Genomic DNA, 17,090 nt, shown 5'->3' on the forward strand with positions numbered 1-17,090 from the left:
CAAATCATAGCATATCGTTCCGGGCGCGGGCCACATGATGAGCAGGAGTTTGCCGGATGGGGCACCGCAGGACCGGGAGCACCTAATGGGAGCGGGGCTTTTTGGACAGGTCATTGACGTGGTCAGTGAAGCGAGATCTGTTTGACATATGTCAAAGGAAAGATGCGGTGCCGCGTGCAATATCGATCAATAACAACGCAGCCGATCTATTTGGAGACAGTGCATGTATAAGAATATTCTTGTTCCGGTGGTTCTTGATGAAGATCACGATACCAAAACATCCTACCTATTGGCGCAGGCGCTGGCAGGTGAAGGTGCAAAATTCACTGTTGTGCATGTGATGGAGACCATTCCAGCCTATGCGACAGCCCAGATCCCAGATGAAGTACTGGCCAGCACACGCGACGAAGTGGCAGATTTGCTGGTCAAATCGGCCAAAGCCTTGCCGGGCGCTGAGACCAAAATGCTACATGGTCATGCCGGACGGGCCATCGTCGATTATGCCGACGCCCATGGCACAGACTGCATCATTGTTGCATCGCACAAACCGGGTCTGGAAGACTTCTTTATCGGGTCAACCGCCGCCAGAGTGGTGCGCCATGCCAAATGCTCGGTCCATGTGATAAGGTAGAAGCTGGAATGCAGGTGTTTGAGGGGGGTAGGCTTTCAAGGGTCAGCATCACTGAGGAACCGGAGAGCAACGCAGACTCTTGGCGGCAAGAGTGCGGTTTTCGCACTAAATGATGGATGCGGCGGACCTCGAATGGCTTGTGTGCGCCCCGGATGACGCATTTGGCAACAGCCGCGCGAATGGCTGCTGTGCGGACATTGCTGCCATCGACTTTGCAGATTGGAATGTCCGCATCAATGCTTGGTGTTCGCAAACTAAACTGTGAAAATTCGTTTCTCGCGTGCAATGAGAATTTTTCTATCGGACCTCTTCAGTACATTCCAAAAGCACGCCGCCGTTATGAAACAGGCACTAGCCCGTAAGCGTTCGGATTGGCGATATCTAACAAGGCTTGAACCAATCTGTCGCTAAGGAAAAAGCCTTCCGAAACATAGGGATCAACCCAGATATCTGCGGCAGCCTCAAAACCCGACCGAACCATGAACGTCTTTCCCTGTGTTGATAAGGGAAGGATAAACCGTCCTGCCTGATTTCGGTGAACCTCCAAGTCAGAGGCTACATAGTCTAGCGTTTCCTGCGCGTTTCCCACCACAAGCGCAAAAACCTTCTGGTTCACAGGAGTAGTGGTATCGTTTTGAAACAGTTCAATTTCGCGTAGCCTGCCTTGGCCCATCGCATATTTTCGAAAAATGCCTGCAACATCCGCTCTCAGGTACGTAAATGCGTTGTGGAAAAGCGGTGGCAGTTCTTTTTCAAAGCGACCCTTCCGCCCCCAGTAAAGCTTGTCAGGAATGAGCTCAGCATCGAAGGGTAACCCAAGATCGTTGGCCTGTTGTAACGGCTGAATGGCCTGCAAATGCTGCATGAACTTGGCGCGGTCAGTCCGGAGAAAGGACATGAAGGGAAGCTGATACTCAGTACTGTGTGGCGCTTCGCAAATCCAAATTTTTGAGTTCATATGACAATCCCTTGTATAGTCTAAATCGAAGTCACTTCGACCCCGCTCCTGACGATAGCTTGACTTCATCCATTTCGAAAAGCCGCCATTCGTTCACGGCGCAGCATCTGTGGCTGTGGGATCAAAGCCGACACCACCACAGAGGAGACATCAGTTCGGGACAGGTCGAAAGAGTGAGGCTTGGCCCATGATCGGGCAGAATCGTCCAGCAGACGGGAAAGGACCCATTTACCCCTGCAACGCTTTCACCCCAATTTCGTCCTCGGCCTGCGCCTTGATTGCCAGTGCTGCTGCGTAGCTACCGGCGGCGGTCGTGAAATACGGGATCTTATCATACAAGGCGATGCTGCGGATGGACTTGCTGTCTTCCACGGCCTGGCTGCCTTCGGTGGTGTTCATCACCAGATGGATCGCCTCGTCCTTCATCATGTCGGTCACGTCGGGACGGCCTTCGTAGACTTTGTTCACAACGCCGCAGGTGTGGCCATGGGCGTTCAGCCATTCGGCGGTTCCGCGGGTGGCGACGAGGGTGAAATTCTGTTGGAGCAGAATCTCGGCCGCCCGCAGCATGTCGTCGGTCTTGTCCATGTCCTTGATCGAGATGAATGCACAGCCCTCGCGCGGCAGCGGGTTGCCCGCACCGATCTGTGCTTTGAGGAAGGCGCGGGGGAAATCACGGTCCCAGCCCATGACCTCACCGGTAGAGCGCATTTCAGGGCCAAGCAGGGTGTCCACACCGGGGAAGCGGGCAAAGGGCAGCACCGCTTCTTTGACCGAAAACCACGGCATATTGGGATTGGCGAGCGTCATCGGATCGCCCAGAGGCAGCACGTCAGAATAGGCGGCCTGCGCGGGGTAGGGCGCGCGCAACGGGAAGTTGCTGAGCGGCTCGCCTGCCATGATGCGCGCGGCGATGGACGCAATGGCAGAATCCGTGGCTTTGGCGACAAACGGCACGGTGCGCGAGGCGCGCGGGTTGACTTCAATCAGATAGATTTCGCCGTCTTTGACCGCGAATTGGATGTTCATCAGGCCAACGACATTCAGCGCCAGCGCCAGCGCACGGGTCTGTTTTTCGACCTCGGCGATAATCTCGGGTGCCAGTGAATAGGGGGGCAGCGAACAGGCACTGTCGCCCGAATGCACGCCCGCCTCTTCGATGTGCTGCATAATGCCCGCGACATGCACATCCGTACCGTCACAAAGCGCATCCACATCCAGTTCCACCGCGCCAGAGAGGTAGCTGTCGAGTAAGACAGGGCTGTCCCCCGACACCACCACGGCTGAGGTGATGTAGCGTTCCAGTGAGGCCTGATCTCGCACAATCTCCATCGCGCGGCCCCCCAGTACGTAGGACGGGCGGATCACCAGCGGGAAGCCGATGTCGGCTGCAATCTCCAACGCCTCTGCGTCGCTGTGCGCGATGCCGTTGTGGGGTTGTTTCAGGCCGAGGTTTTGCACCAGATCGGCAAAGCGTTCGCGGTCTTCGGCCAAATCAATGGCGTCGGGCGTGGTGCCAAGAATGGGGATGCCCGCCTCTTGCAGGGCATTGGCTAGCTTCAGCGGTGTTTGACCGCCAAATTGCACGATTACGCCGTGCAGCGTGCCGTTTTCCTGCTCGACGCGCATGATCTCCATCACGTGTTCAAAGGTCAGAGGCTCGAAATACAAGCGGTCCGAGGTGTCATAGTCGGTGGATACGGTTTCGGGGTTGCAGTTGACCATGATCGTTTCATAGCCCGCGTCGGTCAGCGCATAGCAGGCGTGGCAGCAGCAGTAATCGAACTCGATCCCTTGCCCGATCCGGTTGGGGCCACCACCAAGGATCACGACTTTTTTGCGATCAGAGGGGCGTGCCTCGCATTCCACGTCGCCCATCATCGGGGCCTCATAGGTGGAATACATATAAGGCGTCTGCGCCTCAAATTCCGCGGCACAGGTGTCGATGCGTTTGAAACAGGCGACAACGCCAAGGTTCAGGCGCGCGCGGCGCACGTTGTCTTCGTCACGTCCCGTCAGAGTGGCCAGACGGGCATCGGTAAAGCCCATCATCTTGAGCTGGCGCAGCCCCTGTTCTGTCACGGGCAGACCGTTCTGGCGGACATCGGCCTCGGCCTCAATAATCTCGCGGATGCGCGCAAGAAACCAGGGATCGAACATGGTCACGCCGTGAATATCATCGTCGGACATGCCGTGACGCATGGCCTGTGCGATGGTCAGCAATCGGTCCGGTGTCTGCTTGCTGATCGCCTTGACAAGTGCGGCCTTTTCAGGCGCACCGGGAATGTCGATGTCGTCAAACCCGGTCAGGCCGGATTCCATCGACGCCAGCGCTTTTTGCATGCTCTCGTGGATGGTGCGGCCAATCGACATCGCCTCGCCCACGGATTTCATCGCGGTGGTCAGGTTCGGTTCGGAACCGGGGAATTTCTCGAACGCGAATTTCGGGATTTTGGTGACGACATAGTCGATCGTCGGTTCAAAACTGGCGGGTGTGACGCCGGTGATGTCATTATCCAATTCGTCCAGCGTGAAGCCCACAGCAAGCTTCGCGGCAATCTTGGCAATCGGGAACCCCGTTGCCTTGGAGGCCAGCGCGGAAGACCGCGAAACACGCGGGTTCATTTCGATCACAACCATGCGGCCATCAGCGGGGTTCACAGCCCACTGCACGTTCGATCCGCCGGTCTCCACGCCAATCTCGCGCAGCACGGCAATCGAGTGATTGCGCATGATCTGGTATTCTTTGTCTGTCAGCGTCAGGGCCGGGGCCACGGTGATGGAATCACCTGTGTGCACGCCCATCGGGTCCACATTTTCGATGGAACAGACGATGATGGCATTGTCAGCGGTGTCGCGCACCACCTCCATCTCGAACTCTTTCCAGCCCAGCAGCGATTCATCGATCAGGATCTGGCCCATCGGTGAGGCGTCCATGCCGGAGCGGCAGAAGAATTCGTAATCTTCGCGGTTATATGCCACGCCGCCGCCGGTGCCGCCCATGGTAAAGGCAGGGCGGATGATCGCGGGCAGGCCGACATATTCCAGCGCATCAACGGCCAGGGCAACCCCGGCACCAAGGTCCTTTTTGCCAGCCGCGTTCTTGGGAGCGGTGACGATTGTGGCCTTGGGGTTTTCAATGCCCAGCCGGTCCATCGCCTCGCGGAACAATTTGCGATCCTCTGCCATTTCAATGGCTTCGCGTTTCGCCCCAATCATTTCGACGCCGTACTTGGCCAGCACACCCATTTCCTCAAGCGCTAGCGAGGTATTGAGGCCGGTCTGACCGCCCATAGTTGGCAACAGGGCGTCAGGGCGTTCCTTTTCGATGATTTTCGCGACGATTTCAGGGGTGATCGGTTCGATATAAGTCGCATCGGCAAGGCCGGGATCGGTCATGATCGTGGCCGGGTTTGAGTTGACGAGAATGACCCGGTAGCCTTCCTCTTTGAGCGCCTTACAGGCCTGCGCGCCGGAGTAGTCAAATTCGCAGGCCTGTCCGATGACAATAGGACCCGCGCCAATGATCATGATCGACTGGATGTCGGTTCTTTTTGGCATGGCGGCCCCCTGTGCGTGCAAATTGTCCTGCCTTATAGGCAAGGCGGCGTAGGGTGCAAGTGTGGATTGGGTGGTTGCCCCAAACCCCAGATATTTTTCGCGCCAAAAAGCGCAGTTTCAGGCGTCGAGGAAGACGCGTACTGCCGCCTCGAACTTGCGCGGCTTTTCGGCGTGAAGCCAATGGCCCGCGCCGGGCAATTTTGCAAAGCGCGCGGCCGGGAACAGAGATTTGATGTGGTCGCGGTGTTGGGGGCCGACATAGCCGGAGGCACCACCCGACAAAAAGAGCGTCGGACCGTCAAACTGCCCGGCCACGTCTGGCCAGCCGATGATTTTGGGCATCTCTGCCTCAAGCACATCGAGATTGAGCCGCCAGCGCTTGTTCGGCACATCAAGCGATTGGGTGAAGAAGCTCTGCAATGCGCGCTCTACACCTGCCTCGGCTAGTTGGCTTTCGGCGTCCGAGCGGCGGCTTAAGGTGGTCAGATCGACGGCACGCATGGCGTCAATGAACATCTGCTGCGTATGGCCATAAGCCACCGGCGCGATGTCTGCCACGATCAGGCGGCGCAGCAAGGTCGGGTTTTGCAAAGCAAGCACCATCGCCGCCTTGCCCCCCATCGAATGGCCACAGACATCGACAGGCACATTCAGGTGGTTGATCACCTGGGCCAGATCGTCCGCCAGATCAGGGTAGCTGTGGGTGGGCGCGCGTGGGCTTTGCCCATGGTTGCGCATGTCCACGGTGATCACCGGGCGGCTGTCTGACAGACGCTTGGCAATCACACCCCAGTTGCGTCCGGACCCGTAAAGCCCGTGAACGATGATCAGGGCCGGGGTGGCATCGGTGGGCGTGTGGTCGCCGAATTCGCTATAGCTTAACATGGCCCTAGACGTAGTGGCATTGCAGCGGATGTGCCAGTGCGATTAGGATGCGGGGTAAGATGGAACACAAGGACATTGCAGCCAAATCGCTTGCCATCCGGCAGCAGCTAGAGGCCAAGCTGGGCGTCAAAAGCCGTGATTTGTCACAGGCGTTGCGGCGCGCCGGACGGCGATTGCCGCATGGGGTGCGGGCGCAGGGTGCCGTTCTGGCAGAGGCAGAAAAACGCGCGGGCCATCCAAAACTGGCGCGCCAGTTGGACGGTGCGGCGGTCCGGGATGCCTATGACAGGATGGCGGCTCATCTGCGCGCGATTGATGTGGCCGACGCACGCAGGGGCCGTATCCTTGGCATGGCAGGTGTCATTGCATTTAACCTGTTGCTGATCATTGTCGCCTTTGTCATGTGGTTGTGGTGGCGCGGATATGTCTGAGGGGTGGATGCCATGAGTGTTGTCAGAATTGTGGCCAACCTTGCGAGCGCGGATGTACAGGGGATGGCCGCGTTTTATGGGGATCTGCTGGGGCTCAACGTGTTGATGGATCAAGGGTGGATCGTGACGCTTGGCAGCGACGATCTGGGCCCGGTTCAATTGAGTATTGCCTCGCAGGGAGGGGCAGGTGCCGTGGTGCCGGACCTGTCTGTGCAGGTCGATGATGTGGATGTGGTCTATGCCCGCGCACAAGAGATGGGATACGACATCAGCTATCCACTGACCGACGAGGAATGGGGCGTGCGGCGGTTTTTCGTGACCGACCCGATGGGCCGCGCCATTAACATCCTGTCACACATGTGAGTTGTCAGCCGCGCGGTTGATCGCTAAAACCTGAACACGGTTCAGTGTACAGGGGCGGTGATGGCAGGCAAGGTTGAGGCACGCAAGGCGCTGTTGCGCGAGGCATTGATTGATGCCGCAGAGGCGCAGATCAGGTTGGGGGGGCTGTCCACGCTCAAGGCGCGGCCCCTTGCGCAGGCGGCGGGATGTGCGCTGGGCGCGATCTACAACATCTTTGATGATCTCGACGCATTGGTTATGGCGGTCAACGCCCGCACCTTTCGGCGTCTGGGGGCATTTGTGTCGGCGCGGGTCACAGAGGCGGCGGATCAATCCCCAAACACCCAGCTTGTGATCATGTCCCATGCTTATCTGCATTTCGCGGCAGATCATACATTCCTCTGGCGCGCGCTTTTTGATCTGGAAATGTCAGTCGATGGCACCGTACCTGAATGGTATCTGCTGGAACTGCGCGCGGTCTTTGGTCTGATTGCGGCCCCGCTTGCGCAGCTTTTTCCAGATATGAAACGCGATGAACTGGACCTGATGGTGCGTGCCTTGTTTTCTGCGGTGCATGGTATCGTGCTTTTGGGGCTGGAGCGTCGGATATCTGCGGTACCACAGGATCAGATAGAAACAATGCTGAGCCAAATCCTGCGGGAAATTGGAAACAGTTAGTTTCCGGATATCGTCCAATAAGAAACTTGAACACCGTTCATTAATCGCTATATCTCAATTTGTGAACAATGTTCATTTAATGGGAGAGCGAGATGCTTGCAACAATGAGAACACTTTTTTCAGGGGCCTCTGCACGGGCAGAAGAGCAACTGAGAGACCATTATTCGATTGAACTGATCGACCAGAAAATTCGTGAGGCCGACGCCAACCTGAGGGCCGCCAAACTGGGATTGGCAAGCCTGATACAGCGCGAACGCAGCGAAGTACGGCAGGTGGAGGCCATCACTGGACGCATCACCGAATTGACGGTCCGCGCCAAGGCCGCGATTGCAGCAGGGCGCCAGGATATGGCAGCGCAGGCGGCACAGGCCATTGCCGATATGGAAAATGAACTGACCCGCCGCCGCGAGACAGTGGCGCGGCTGGAAGCACGGATATTGCAACTGCGACAGTCTGTTGAAACCGCCAACCGCCGGATTATCGACCTCAAGCAAGGGGCCGTTTCAGCCCGCGCCGTGCGCCGTGAACAGAGCATCCAAAAACGCCTCAGCAGGCATTTGGGCGGGGCCTCTGCGATGGACGAAGCGGACACGCTGATTGCGCGGGTGTTGGGGCAGGATGACCCGTTTGAGCAAGGCGAAATCCTGAACCAGATCGATCGGGAGCTGGATCACCGTGGCATCGGTGAGCGGATGTCGGACGCCGGTTTTGGCCCCAAGGGGCGCAGCACGGGCGCGGATGTGCTGGATCGGCTGAAAGAGAAATGATCGGGGTAATTGCACCCCTGACTTGAATACGTGCCGATAAAAACGGCGCAAATCTAATCTAACTGGAGAGATGAAATGAACTACGAACGTAATGACAATGCCTTGATTTTGCTTTTGAATTTTGTGGGGGTTGCGGTCGCGTATGGCCTGCTGGCGGTGTCGCTCTGGCTCAGCACCGATGTGCCACTTGCGACCAAAGGCTATTGGGGCATGGGGATCATGTTGTTGACGCTGAGCCTGATCAACGTGGTGAAGTACCGGTTTGACAGCCGCTCGACCGAAGACCGAATTCGCAAGATCGAAGAGGCAAAGAACGAGAAAATTCTCGAAGAATTTGTGAGTGACGAAAAGCGGTAGGGTGACGGGTGTGTAAACACCCCAACTGAATGATGGTCGCGGGCGTCCCGACGGGGCGTCCGCTATTTTTCGTGGTATTGCGCGTCTGACACCTGCTCAAGCCAGTCGACCACCTTGCCGTCCAATGCTTCTTGCAGGGCAATATGGGTCATGGCGCAATCGGGCGCTGCCCCGTGCCAGTGTTTTTCGCCCGGTGCAAACCACACGACATCGCCGGGGCGAATGATCTCGACTGGTTCACCCTGTTTTTGCGCCCGCCCGATGCCAGCGGTCACAATCAATGTCTGACCCAGCGGATGCGTGTGCCACGCGGTGCGCGCTCCCGGCTCAAATGTCACAGAAACACCGCGCAACCGCGCTGGATCAGGCGCGCTGATCAACGGGTCCATGCGGACCGAACCGGTAAAATAATCAGGTGACCCGGTATCAGAGGGCCGGGACCCTGCGGGGTGGATTTTCATAGCGGTGCCTTTTCAAGAGCGTGGGTTACACCCACCCTACGGGGTGTGTAGGGTGGGTGTAACCCACAATTCTATCAAAGGTTTGGGTAGAGCGGGAAACGTTTGCACAGGGCTGCAACTTCGCCCTTTACCTTGTCTTCGACCTCTGCGTTGCCGTCTGGGCCATTTGCGGCCAATCCATCAACCACTTCGACGATCCAATCCGCAATCTGGCGGAACTCAGCTTCGCCAAAGCCACGGGTGGTACCCGCAGGTGACCCAAGGCGGATGCCAGAGGTGACGGTTGGTTTTTCCGGGTCAAAGGGCACGCCGTTCTTGTTGCAGGTGATATGGGCACGGCCCAGTGCCTTGTCCACGATGTTGCCGGTGACACCTTTGGGGCGCAGGTCAACCAGCACAACATGGGTATCGGTGCCGTGGGTCACGGTATCAAGACCACCTTTGATCAACTGATCGCTGAGCGCCTGAGCGTTCTTGATCACAGCCTTGATGTAGGTTTTGAACTCAGGACGCAGCGCCTCACCAAAGGCGACGGCCTTGCCTGCGATCACATGCATCAGGGGGCCGCCCTGAATACCGGGGAAAATGGCAGAGTTGAATTTCTTGGCCAGCGCCTCGTCATTGGTCACGATCATGCCGCCGCGTGGCCCGCGCAGAGTTTTATGCGTGGTGGTTGTCGCGACATGCGCATATGGGAACGGCGAGGGGTGTTCACCTGCGGCCACCAGACCCGCGAAATGCGCCATGTCCACGTGCAGGTAAGCACCAACCATGTCAGCGATTTCACGCATGCGCTTGAAATCGATCTGGCGCGGGATGGCAGAGCCGCCCGCGATGATCATCTTTGGGTTATGTTCCTTTGCCAGCGTCTCAACCTGATCATAATCAAGCAGGTTGTCTTGCTTGCGTACGCCGTACTGAATGGCATTGAACCATTTGCCAGACTGGTTGGGGGCGGCACCGTGGGTCAGGTGGCCGCCAGCGTCCAAGGACATGCCAAGGATGGTATCGCCCGGTTGCAACAGCGCCTGAAACACACCCTGGTTTGCTTGGGAGCCTGAGTTTGGCTGCACGTTGGCAAATCCGCAGTCAAAAAGCTTGCAGGCCCGTTCAATCGCGAGGTTCTCGGCCACGTCGACATATTGGCACCCGCCATAATAGCGCCGGCCCGGATAGCCTTCGGCGTATTTGTTGGTCATGATCGACCCCTGCGCCTCAAGCACGGCGGCGGAAACGATGTTTTCTGATGCGATCAGCTCAATCTCATCGCGCTGGCGGCCCAGCTCATCTGTGATGGAGGCAAAAATCTCGGGGTCGGAAGTGGCAAGCGATTCAGTGAAAAAGCCGGACATGATTGGGTTCCCTCTGGGCTACGTGAGTCTGGCGTTTCGTATCGGAAACGCAGGCTATCGGGAAGGCTGATTACCGACCACTCACAGATAATGTGCGGCAATACTGGTAGCATGAGGAATAATGTGATTGTTTCGGGCATAAATGCGCCCAATCGGAAACTTTGCCCCATGAGCCTGCAACGATGAGCCTCAAGATCGCCTTTGCCGCCAGCACCGCACCGGTTGCCCAAACCGCCCGTGCCGCGTTGATTGGGCGCTATGGCGATGTGCCGCTGGATGCTGCCGAAGTGATCGTGGCGCTGGGCGGGGATGGTTTCATGCTGCACACGTTGCATGACACGCAACATTTGGGCGCACCTGTCTATGGCATGAACCGGGGCACCATCGGTTTCTTGATGAATGTCTACGGCGAGAGTGATCTGCAAGACCGGTTGGCAGCTGCCGAAGAGGCGGTGATCAATCCGCTGGTGATGGAGGCAACGCATGTCGATGGCTCGGTGTCCAAGGCATTGGCGATTAACGAAGTGGCTTTGCTGCGCGCGGGGCCACAGGCGGCAAAATTGCAGATTTCCGTCGATGGACGGCTGCGCATGCAGGAACTGGTCTGTGATGGGGCGCTGGTGGCAACCCCGGCGGGGTCCACTGCCTACAACTATTCCGCACACGGACCGATCCTGCCCATCGGGGCGGATGTGCTGGCCCTGACCGCGATGGCCGCGTTTCGGCCACGGCGCTGGCGGGGGGCCTTGTTGCCGAAAAAGGCGCATGTGCGGTTTGACGTGCTGGAGCCCGAAAAGCGCCCGGTGATGGCCGATGCCGACGGCAAATCGCACCGAGATGTTGTGCGCGTCGATATCCGGTCTGAGCAAAGTGTGGAACACCGTATTCTATTCGATCCCGGCCACGGGCTTGAGGAACGGCTGATCAGCGAACAATTCACCTGAAAAATTTCGGCGGAATGTGTCCTATGACATGATCGCGGTCAGTTTTGACGGAACCGGGCAGCCTATGGGTGTGTTCTATCGATGAGCGGCGGGGCGTATCACCTACTTACCGCCAGAATGGAAACCGTTGAACAAGGAGTACCCGTGATGAACTGGGACACAATCAAAGGCAACTGGAAGCAGATGACCGGTAAGATCAAAGAGGAATGGGGCGATCTGACCGACGACGAGATCAAGGAAGCCGAAGGCGACCGCGATCAATTGATCGGCAAGATTCAGGCCAAATACGGCATCGCCAAGGAAGAAGCTGAAAAGCAAGTTGACGCATTTGTCGCGAAACACTGATCATCAGTCATCGTAACGAATAGCAGGCGGTCCTTCCCTCGGGGCCGCCTGTCTTCTTATTTGGCATACCCGATGGTTTGCAGCGCCAGCCTGATCTCATCAAGGATCGCGGGATCATCAATTGTCGCAGGCAGTTTGAATTCCGCGCCATCGGCGATCTTTACCATCGTCGCGCGCAGGATCTTTCCAGACCGGGTTTTCGGCAGGCGGTCCACTACCAAAGCCTGCTTAAACGCGGCCACCGGCCCGATTTGATCTCGGATGCGTTTCACACACTCTGCTGTGATATCCCCATGAGGCCGGTTCACCCCTTTGGACAGGCAGACAAAACCAATGGGCGATTGGCCCTTTAGCTGGTCACTGACGCCAACCACGGCACATTCCGCCACATCGGGGTGCCCGGCCAACACTTCTTCCATCGCGCCCGTAGACAGCCTGTGACCGGCAACGTTGATCACATCGTCCGTGCGCGCCATGATGTAGAGATAGCCGTCCTTGTCCATCATCCCCGCATCGCCGGTCTCATAATAGCCCGGAAAAGTGGTCAGATAGGACTTGCGAAAGCGATCAGTGGCATTCCAGAGCGTTGGTAATGTGCCGGGGGGCAGTGGCAGTTTGATGGCTATGGCACCAAGTTCACCCGGTTTTTGCGGATGTCCGGCCTCGTCCAGAATGTGAACTTCGTAGCCCGGCATCGGCACGGTCGGCGATCCGATCTTGACCGGCAACGCCTCAAGTCCGGCTGGATTTCCTGCGATCGTATAGCCGGTTTCGGTTTGCCACCAATGGTCATAAACTGGTTTGCCAAGCTTGTTCTGGGCCCATTCGATGGTATCAGGGTCCGCGCGTTCCCCTGCGAGATAGAGTGCGCGCAGCCCACTCAGGTCGTATTTCTTGATAAATTCGCCTTTGGGATCCTCGCGTTTGACAGCGCGAATGGCCGTTGGGGCCGTGAAAAAGCTGCGCACGTTATGTTCTTCGATGACCCGCCAGAAGGTCCCCGCATCGGGGGTGCCGACCGGCTTGCCTTCGAACACCACTGTGGTGTTGCCGTGGATCAGCGGGCCGTAGCAGATATAGCTGTGGCCGACGACCCAACCGACATCCGATGCGGCCCAGAAGACATCGCCGGGGTCCACGTTATAGATGTTCTTCATCGTCCAGTTCAGCGCAACCAGATGGCCCGCCGTGGCGCGCACCACGCCTTTGGGCGCACCGGTCGTTCCGGAGGTGTAGAGGATATAGGCTGGGTGGTTTCCCTCAACCGGGACACAAGGGGCGGGATCGACGCCAATTTGTGCATCATGCCAGTCGACATCGCGCCCCTCGACCAGATCACAACGATGCACATCGCGTTGCAGGATGATGCAGGTATCGACCTTGTGCGTGGCCATCTCAATCGCGCCATCAAGCAGTGGTTTGTACTGCACAACACGGCCCGGCTCCAACCCGCAGGATGCGGCGATAATGGCCTTTGGGGTGCAATCGTTGATCCGCACAGCCAGTTCGTTGGCCGCAAATCCACCAAAGACAACCGAATGGACCGCGCCAATGCGCGCGCAGGCAAGCATCGCCTCAAGGGCCTCTGGCACCATCGGCATATAGATGATCACCCGGTCGCCTTTGGTCACACCTTGGGCAACAAGTGCGCCAGCCAAGGATGCCACGCGGGTCTGCAACTCGGCATAGGTTATGTTGGATTTTGCCCCGGTAATCGGGCTGTCATAGATGATTGCAACCTGATCTGCGCGGCCATTTTCGACGTGGCGATCCACGGCGTTATAGCACCCGTTCACCTTTGCGTCCGCATACCACTCAAAGAGGTCATCACCCCGATCAAAAAGAGCTTGGGTCGGCGGCTCTACCCAGTCGATGGCGCGGGCCTGTTCCAGCCAATAAGCCTCTGGGTCATTCTGCCAGCTTTGATAGGTTTCGCGATAGTTCATTGCTTTTCCTCCACACTTGAATTGGTGTTAGGCAGGACAGTGCACCGGAGCAAGCTCTGTGAGCGCAAACAGGCGATCTTGGAAATTAAATTTACAAGAGTTTACACGTGATTGTGCAGAAATTGACGCCCTTCATCGCGGTTTTCCCCCTGTAAGATCGCCGCCAACGTGATATGGACGCTTCAGGACGACATAAATGACTCAATAGGAGTTTTGAGCCAATGCGAAGCAGTGCGATACTAGCGTTAAGCCTTTCCGCTGCATTGGGCGCGGCCCTGCCCGCTGCGGCACAGGACAGGTCGTTTAACTTTTCCCTGCTGGGCGGCATTGCAGCAAAACCTGATTATCCCGGTGCCAGCGATTACAGCGCAACACCGCTTGCCGGCTTTACGTTCGGTTCGCTGACCTATGGTGGTCGGGCAATGGGTGCCGGGATCGGTGCGATCCCTAAAAATGGATTTCGGTTTGGCGGATCGTTTCGTGTCGTTGGATCACGTCGCATTTCTGACAATCCGCAATTGGCGGGTCTGAAAGAAATCAGCACAGCCTACGAGCTTGGTCTTGGCGTGACCTATCAGCAAACCAACTGGAACGTGTTTGGTAATATTCGTCAGGGCTTTGGGGGCCATCACGGTGTGACCGGCACCATCGGCAGCGATTTGATCTTTCGCCCCAGCGACCGTTTGACCATTTCCGGCGGACCGCGGATCAATCTGGGCGACAGTGAATATGCATCGACCTATTTTGGCGTGTCTGCGGCTGAAGCGGGGGCGTCCACCTTTGGCCAGTTTAATGCTGGTGGCGGTGTCTTGGGTGCCGGTGTTTCTGTCCGGGCGACCTACAATCTGAATGATCGCTGGTCGCTTGAGGGTTTGGCCAGCTATGAAAAGCTGATGAACGATGCAAAAGACAGCACCATTACTCAGGCCGGATCAGAGGATCAGTGGACCGTGGGCATCGGGTTGAGCCGGGCATTCACCCTGCGGTTCTGATCCCCGACTGACGTCCTGCGAAGGAATTGAATTGACGCCGCCCCTCGACAGGGCGGCGTTTTTGCATTCAGCCATAGTGTTCGACGGGTGTCCCTGCGATGGCCCCCATATTGAGCAGCCCGCGCGCGGTGATGGATGGCGATACCACATGGGCGCGGTTGCCCATGCCCATCAGGATCGGTCCCACCTCCAGACCGCCCCCCTTCATTTTTAGAATGTTGCGCACACCGGATGCCGCATCGGCATGGGCAAAGATCAATACATTCGCCGCCCCTTCCATGCGATTGCCCGGCAACATGCGTTCACGCAATTCAGGGTCGAGCGCGGTGTCGATGTTCATCTCGCCTTCATAGCAAAAGTCGTGATTTGCGGCATCCAGAAGCCGGATGGCCGCCCGCAATCTGCCGCCGGTCCCTTCGCCCTGGTTGCCAAACTGGCTTTGTGAACAGAACGCGATTCTGGGCTCTATACCGAAACGGCGCACGTGGCGCGCGGCTCCGACGGCGATCTCGGCGATCTGTTCGGGGTTCGGGTGCAGGTGAACCTGGGTGTCGGCGATAAACAATGGTCCGTCCTCAAGGATCATCATCGACAGCGCCCCGTGCGGACGCAGCCCCTCACGGCCCAGCACCTGTTGCACGTAATTCAGATGCCAGCGTGTTTCGCCAAAGGTGCCACAGATCATGCTGTCGGCCTCACCACGGTGCACCATCACCGCCCCAATGGCGGTTGTATTGGTGCGCATCACCGCGCGGGCAATGTCGGGCGACACACCACGCCGCGCCATCAGGGAATGATAGGTTTCCCAATAATCACGATAGCGCGGGTCGTTTTCGGGGTTCACCAGATCAATATTCTCGCCCAGCTTCAGGGTCAGCCCCGCCTTTTCGATGCGCCTCTCGATGACGTCGGGACGGCCGATCAGGATCGGTGTTTCAACGGTTTCCTCAATGATCGCCTGGGCCGCCCGCAACACCCGCTCGTCTTCGCCTTCGGCAAAGACCAGACGGCGGGGCGAGGTGCGCGCCGCCTCAAAGACCGGGCGCATCAGCAGGGCCGATTTGAACACCGAACCGTCGAGTTTGCGTTTATAGGCGACCATATCGTCAATGGGCCGCGTGGCCACGCCGGTCTCCATCGCGGCCTTGGCCACCGCCGACGACACAATGCCAATGAGGCGCGGATCGAATGGTTTGGGGATCAGATAATCCGACCCAAAGGTCATTTGTTCGCCCTGATAGGCCGCTGCTGCCTCGGCAGAGGTGGTGGCGCGGGCAAGTGCGGCAATACCGTCGATGCAGGCCAGCTTCATTTCATCATTGATGGTTGTGGCACCGACGTCCAGCGCCCCCCGGAAGATAAAGGGAAAACATAGCACGTTGTTGACTTGATTGGGAAAATCGCTGCGTCCCGTGGCGATGATCGCATCAGGTGCCACCGCGCGGGCGAGATCCGGCAGGATCTCTGGTGTGGGGTTGGCCAGCGCGAAAATGATCGGACGCTGGGCCATTTTCTGGACCATTTCAGGGGTCAGAACACCGGGCCCGGACAGGCCAAGGAAAAGATCAGCATCGGGGATCACATCGCTCAAGGTACGCAGATCAGACTTTTGCGCATACTTTGATTTGATCGGGTTCATGTCGACCTCACGGCCCTCATAGACCAGCCCGTGGATGTCGCAGAGCCAGACATTCTCGCGCTTGACCCCGAGTTTCAGCAACATGTTCAGACAGGCAATGCCAGCCGCCCCGCCACCTGTGGACACGATTTTGATATCTTCAAATTTCTTCTTCGCGACATAAAGCGCATTTTTGACCGCGGCACCGACGACAATCGCGGTGCCGTGCTGATCGTCATGAAACACCGGGATGTTCATGCGTTCGCGGCAAATCTTTTCCACGGTAAAACAATCGGGGGCCTTGATGTCCTCAAGGTTGATAGCGCCAAAAGACGGTTCAAGCGCGCAGACGATATCGGCCAGCTTTTCCGGGTCGGCCTGATCCACTTCAATGTCGAAACAATCAATATTGGCAAATTTCTTGAACAGAACAGCCTTGCCTTCCATCACCGGTTTGGATGCCAGCGCCCCAATGTTGCCCAGTCCCAGAACAGCTGTGCCATTTGTAACCACCGCCACCAGATTGCCGCGCGATGTATAGCGGGCGGCAGTGGTCGGATCATCCTTGATCTCAAGACAGGCCTCGGCGACACCGGGTGAATAGGCACGGGCCAGATCGCGGCCGTTGGCGAGCGGTTTGGTTGCTCTGATCTCAAGTTTACCGGGTTTCGGAAACTCGTGATAATCTAGGGCTGCCTGGCGCAGGTTGGGTGTGTCAGACATAAAGTGAAGCTCCTCCAAGCGAATGGTTTAGTGTTAAACTATTTGGAATGGCGGGCCAACATGCCATTTCAAATCACCAAAGAGCGCAGGCTGCGGCGT

The 17,090-nt window shown here is 57.5% G+C and carries 16 protein-coding genes; 9 read left to right on the plus strand and 7 right to left on the minus strand.

The features are described from left to right. The first annotated feature begins 223 nt into the window (after positions 1-223). Positions 224-631: a universal stress protein gene (locus C1J02_RS03875; RefSeq protein WP_114877326.1), complete on the plus strand. Its 408-nt coding sequence runs from the start codon at positions 224-226 to the stop codon at positions 629-631. 337 nt (positions 632-968) lie between these two features. Here the strand turns inward: C1J02_RS03875 and C1J02_RS03880 are convergent, their stop codons facing one another. From C1J02_RS03880 to C1J02_RS03890, 3 genes are all read right to left on the minus strand, one after another. Further along, complete coding sequence (locus C1J02_RS03880; RefSeq protein ID WP_114877328.1) at positions 969-1,589, minus strand: hypothetical protein; 621 nt, start codon at positions 1,587-1,589, stop codon at positions 969-971. A 228-nt stretch (positions 1,590-1,817) separates the two neighbouring features. After that, a complete protein-coding gene (gene carB / locus C1J02_RS03885; protein WP_114877330.1) occupies positions 1,818-5,150 on the minus strand; it encodes a carbamoyl-phosphate synthase large subunit in 3,333 nt (1,110 codons plus the stop codon). A gap of 117 nt (positions 5,151-5,267) precedes the next feature. Next, positions 5,268-6,035 (minus strand): alpha/beta fold hydrolase, encoded by a 768-nt coding sequence (locus C1J02_RS03890; RefSeq protein WP_114877332.1) that lies wholly within the window; start codon positions 6,033-6,035, stop codon positions 5,268-5,270. A 59-nt stretch (positions 6,036-6,094) separates the two neighbouring features. On the opposite strand from C1J02_RS03890, the gene C1J02_RS03895 reads away from it, so the two are divergent. From C1J02_RS03895 to C1J02_RS03915, 5 genes are all read left to right on the plus strand, one after another. After that, on the plus strand, positions 6,095-6,466 hold the full coding sequence (locus C1J02_RS03895) for a hypothetical protein (protein WP_114880354.1): 372 nt from the start codon (positions 6,095-6,097) through the stop codon (positions 6,464-6,466). 12 nt (positions 6,467-6,478) lie between these two features. Beyond that, complete coding sequence (locus C1J02_RS03900) at positions 6,479-6,829, plus strand: VOC family protein (RefSeq protein WP_114877334.1); 351 nt, start codon at positions 6,479-6,481, stop codon at positions 6,827-6,829. A 60-nt stretch (positions 6,830-6,889) separates the two neighbouring features. Then, entirely contained in the window at positions 6,890-7,486 is a 597-nt protein-coding gene (locus tag C1J02_RS03905) for a TetR/AcrR family transcriptional regulator (RefSeq protein WP_114877336.1), read from the plus strand. A gap of 92 nt (positions 7,487-7,578) precedes the next feature. Continuing rightward, entirely contained in the window at positions 7,579-8,253 is a 675-nt protein-coding gene (locus C1J02_RS03910) for a PspA/IM30 family protein (RefSeq protein WP_114877338.1), read from the plus strand. 75 nt (positions 8,254-8,328) lie between these two features. Continuing rightward, positions 8,329-8,610 (plus strand): hypothetical protein, encoded by a 282-nt coding sequence (locus C1J02_RS03915; RefSeq protein WP_114877340.1) that lies wholly within the window; start codon positions 8,329-8,331, stop codon positions 8,608-8,610. Positions 8,611-8,672: 62 nt separating this feature from the next. Here the strand turns inward: C1J02_RS03915 and C1J02_RS03920 are convergent, their stop codons facing one another. Beyond that, a complete protein-coding gene (locus C1J02_RS03920; protein ID WP_114877342.1) occupies positions 8,673-9,071 on the minus strand; it encodes a cupin domain-containing protein in 399 nt (132 codons plus the stop codon). A gap of 74 nt (positions 9,072-9,145) precedes the next feature. Next, a complete protein-coding gene (glyA, locus tag C1J02_RS03925; RefSeq protein WP_114877344.1) occupies positions 9,146-10,423 on the minus strand; it encodes a serine hydroxymethyltransferase in 1,278 nt (425 codons plus the stop codon). Positions 10,424-10,605: 182 nt separating this feature from the next. Between glyA and C1J02_RS03930 the strand changes: the two genes are divergently transcribed. Then, positions 10,606-11,367 (plus strand): NAD kinase, encoded by a 762-nt coding sequence (locus C1J02_RS03930; RefSeq protein ID WP_114877346.1) that lies wholly within the window; start codon positions 10,606-10,608, stop codon positions 11,365-11,367. A gap of 147 nt (positions 11,368-11,514) precedes the next feature. Then, positions 11,515-11,712: a CsbD family protein gene (locus C1J02_RS03935; RefSeq protein ID WP_114880355.1), complete on the plus strand. Its 198-nt coding sequence runs from the start codon at positions 11,515-11,517 to the stop codon at positions 11,710-11,712. Positions 11,713-11,768: 56 nt separating this feature from the next. Here C1J02_RS03935 and C1J02_RS03940 read toward each other — a convergent pair whose 3' ends face one another. Then, on the minus strand, positions 11,769-13,658 hold the full coding sequence (locus C1J02_RS03940; RefSeq protein ID WP_114877348.1) for a propionyl-CoA synthetase: 1,890 nt from the start codon (positions 13,656-13,658) through the stop codon (positions 11,769-11,771). Between the two features lie 221 nt (positions 13,659-13,879). Here C1J02_RS03940 and C1J02_RS03945 point away from each other — a divergent pair, with 221 nt between their 5' ends. Then, the gene (locus C1J02_RS03945; RefSeq protein ID WP_114877350.1) at positions 13,880-14,650 is read left to right on the plus strand and encodes a MipA/OmpV family protein; all 771 of its coding nucleotides are present in this window, start codon (positions 13,880-13,882) and stop codon (positions 14,648-14,650) included. 67 nt (positions 14,651-14,717) lie between these two features. Here the strand turns inward: C1J02_RS03945 and C1J02_RS03950 are convergent, their stop codons facing one another. After that, on the minus strand, positions 14,718-16,991 hold the full coding sequence (locus C1J02_RS03950) for an NADP-dependent malic enzyme (protein WP_114877352.1): 2,274 nt from the start codon (positions 16,989-16,991) through the stop codon (positions 14,718-14,720). Between the last annotated feature and the right edge of the window lie 99 nt (positions 16,992-17,090).

Source organism: Sulfitobacter sp. SK011, from assembly GCF_003352065.1.
Taxonomy (GTDB): Bacteria; Pseudomonadota; Alphaproteobacteria; order Rhodobacterales; family Rhodobacteraceae; genus Sulfitobacter.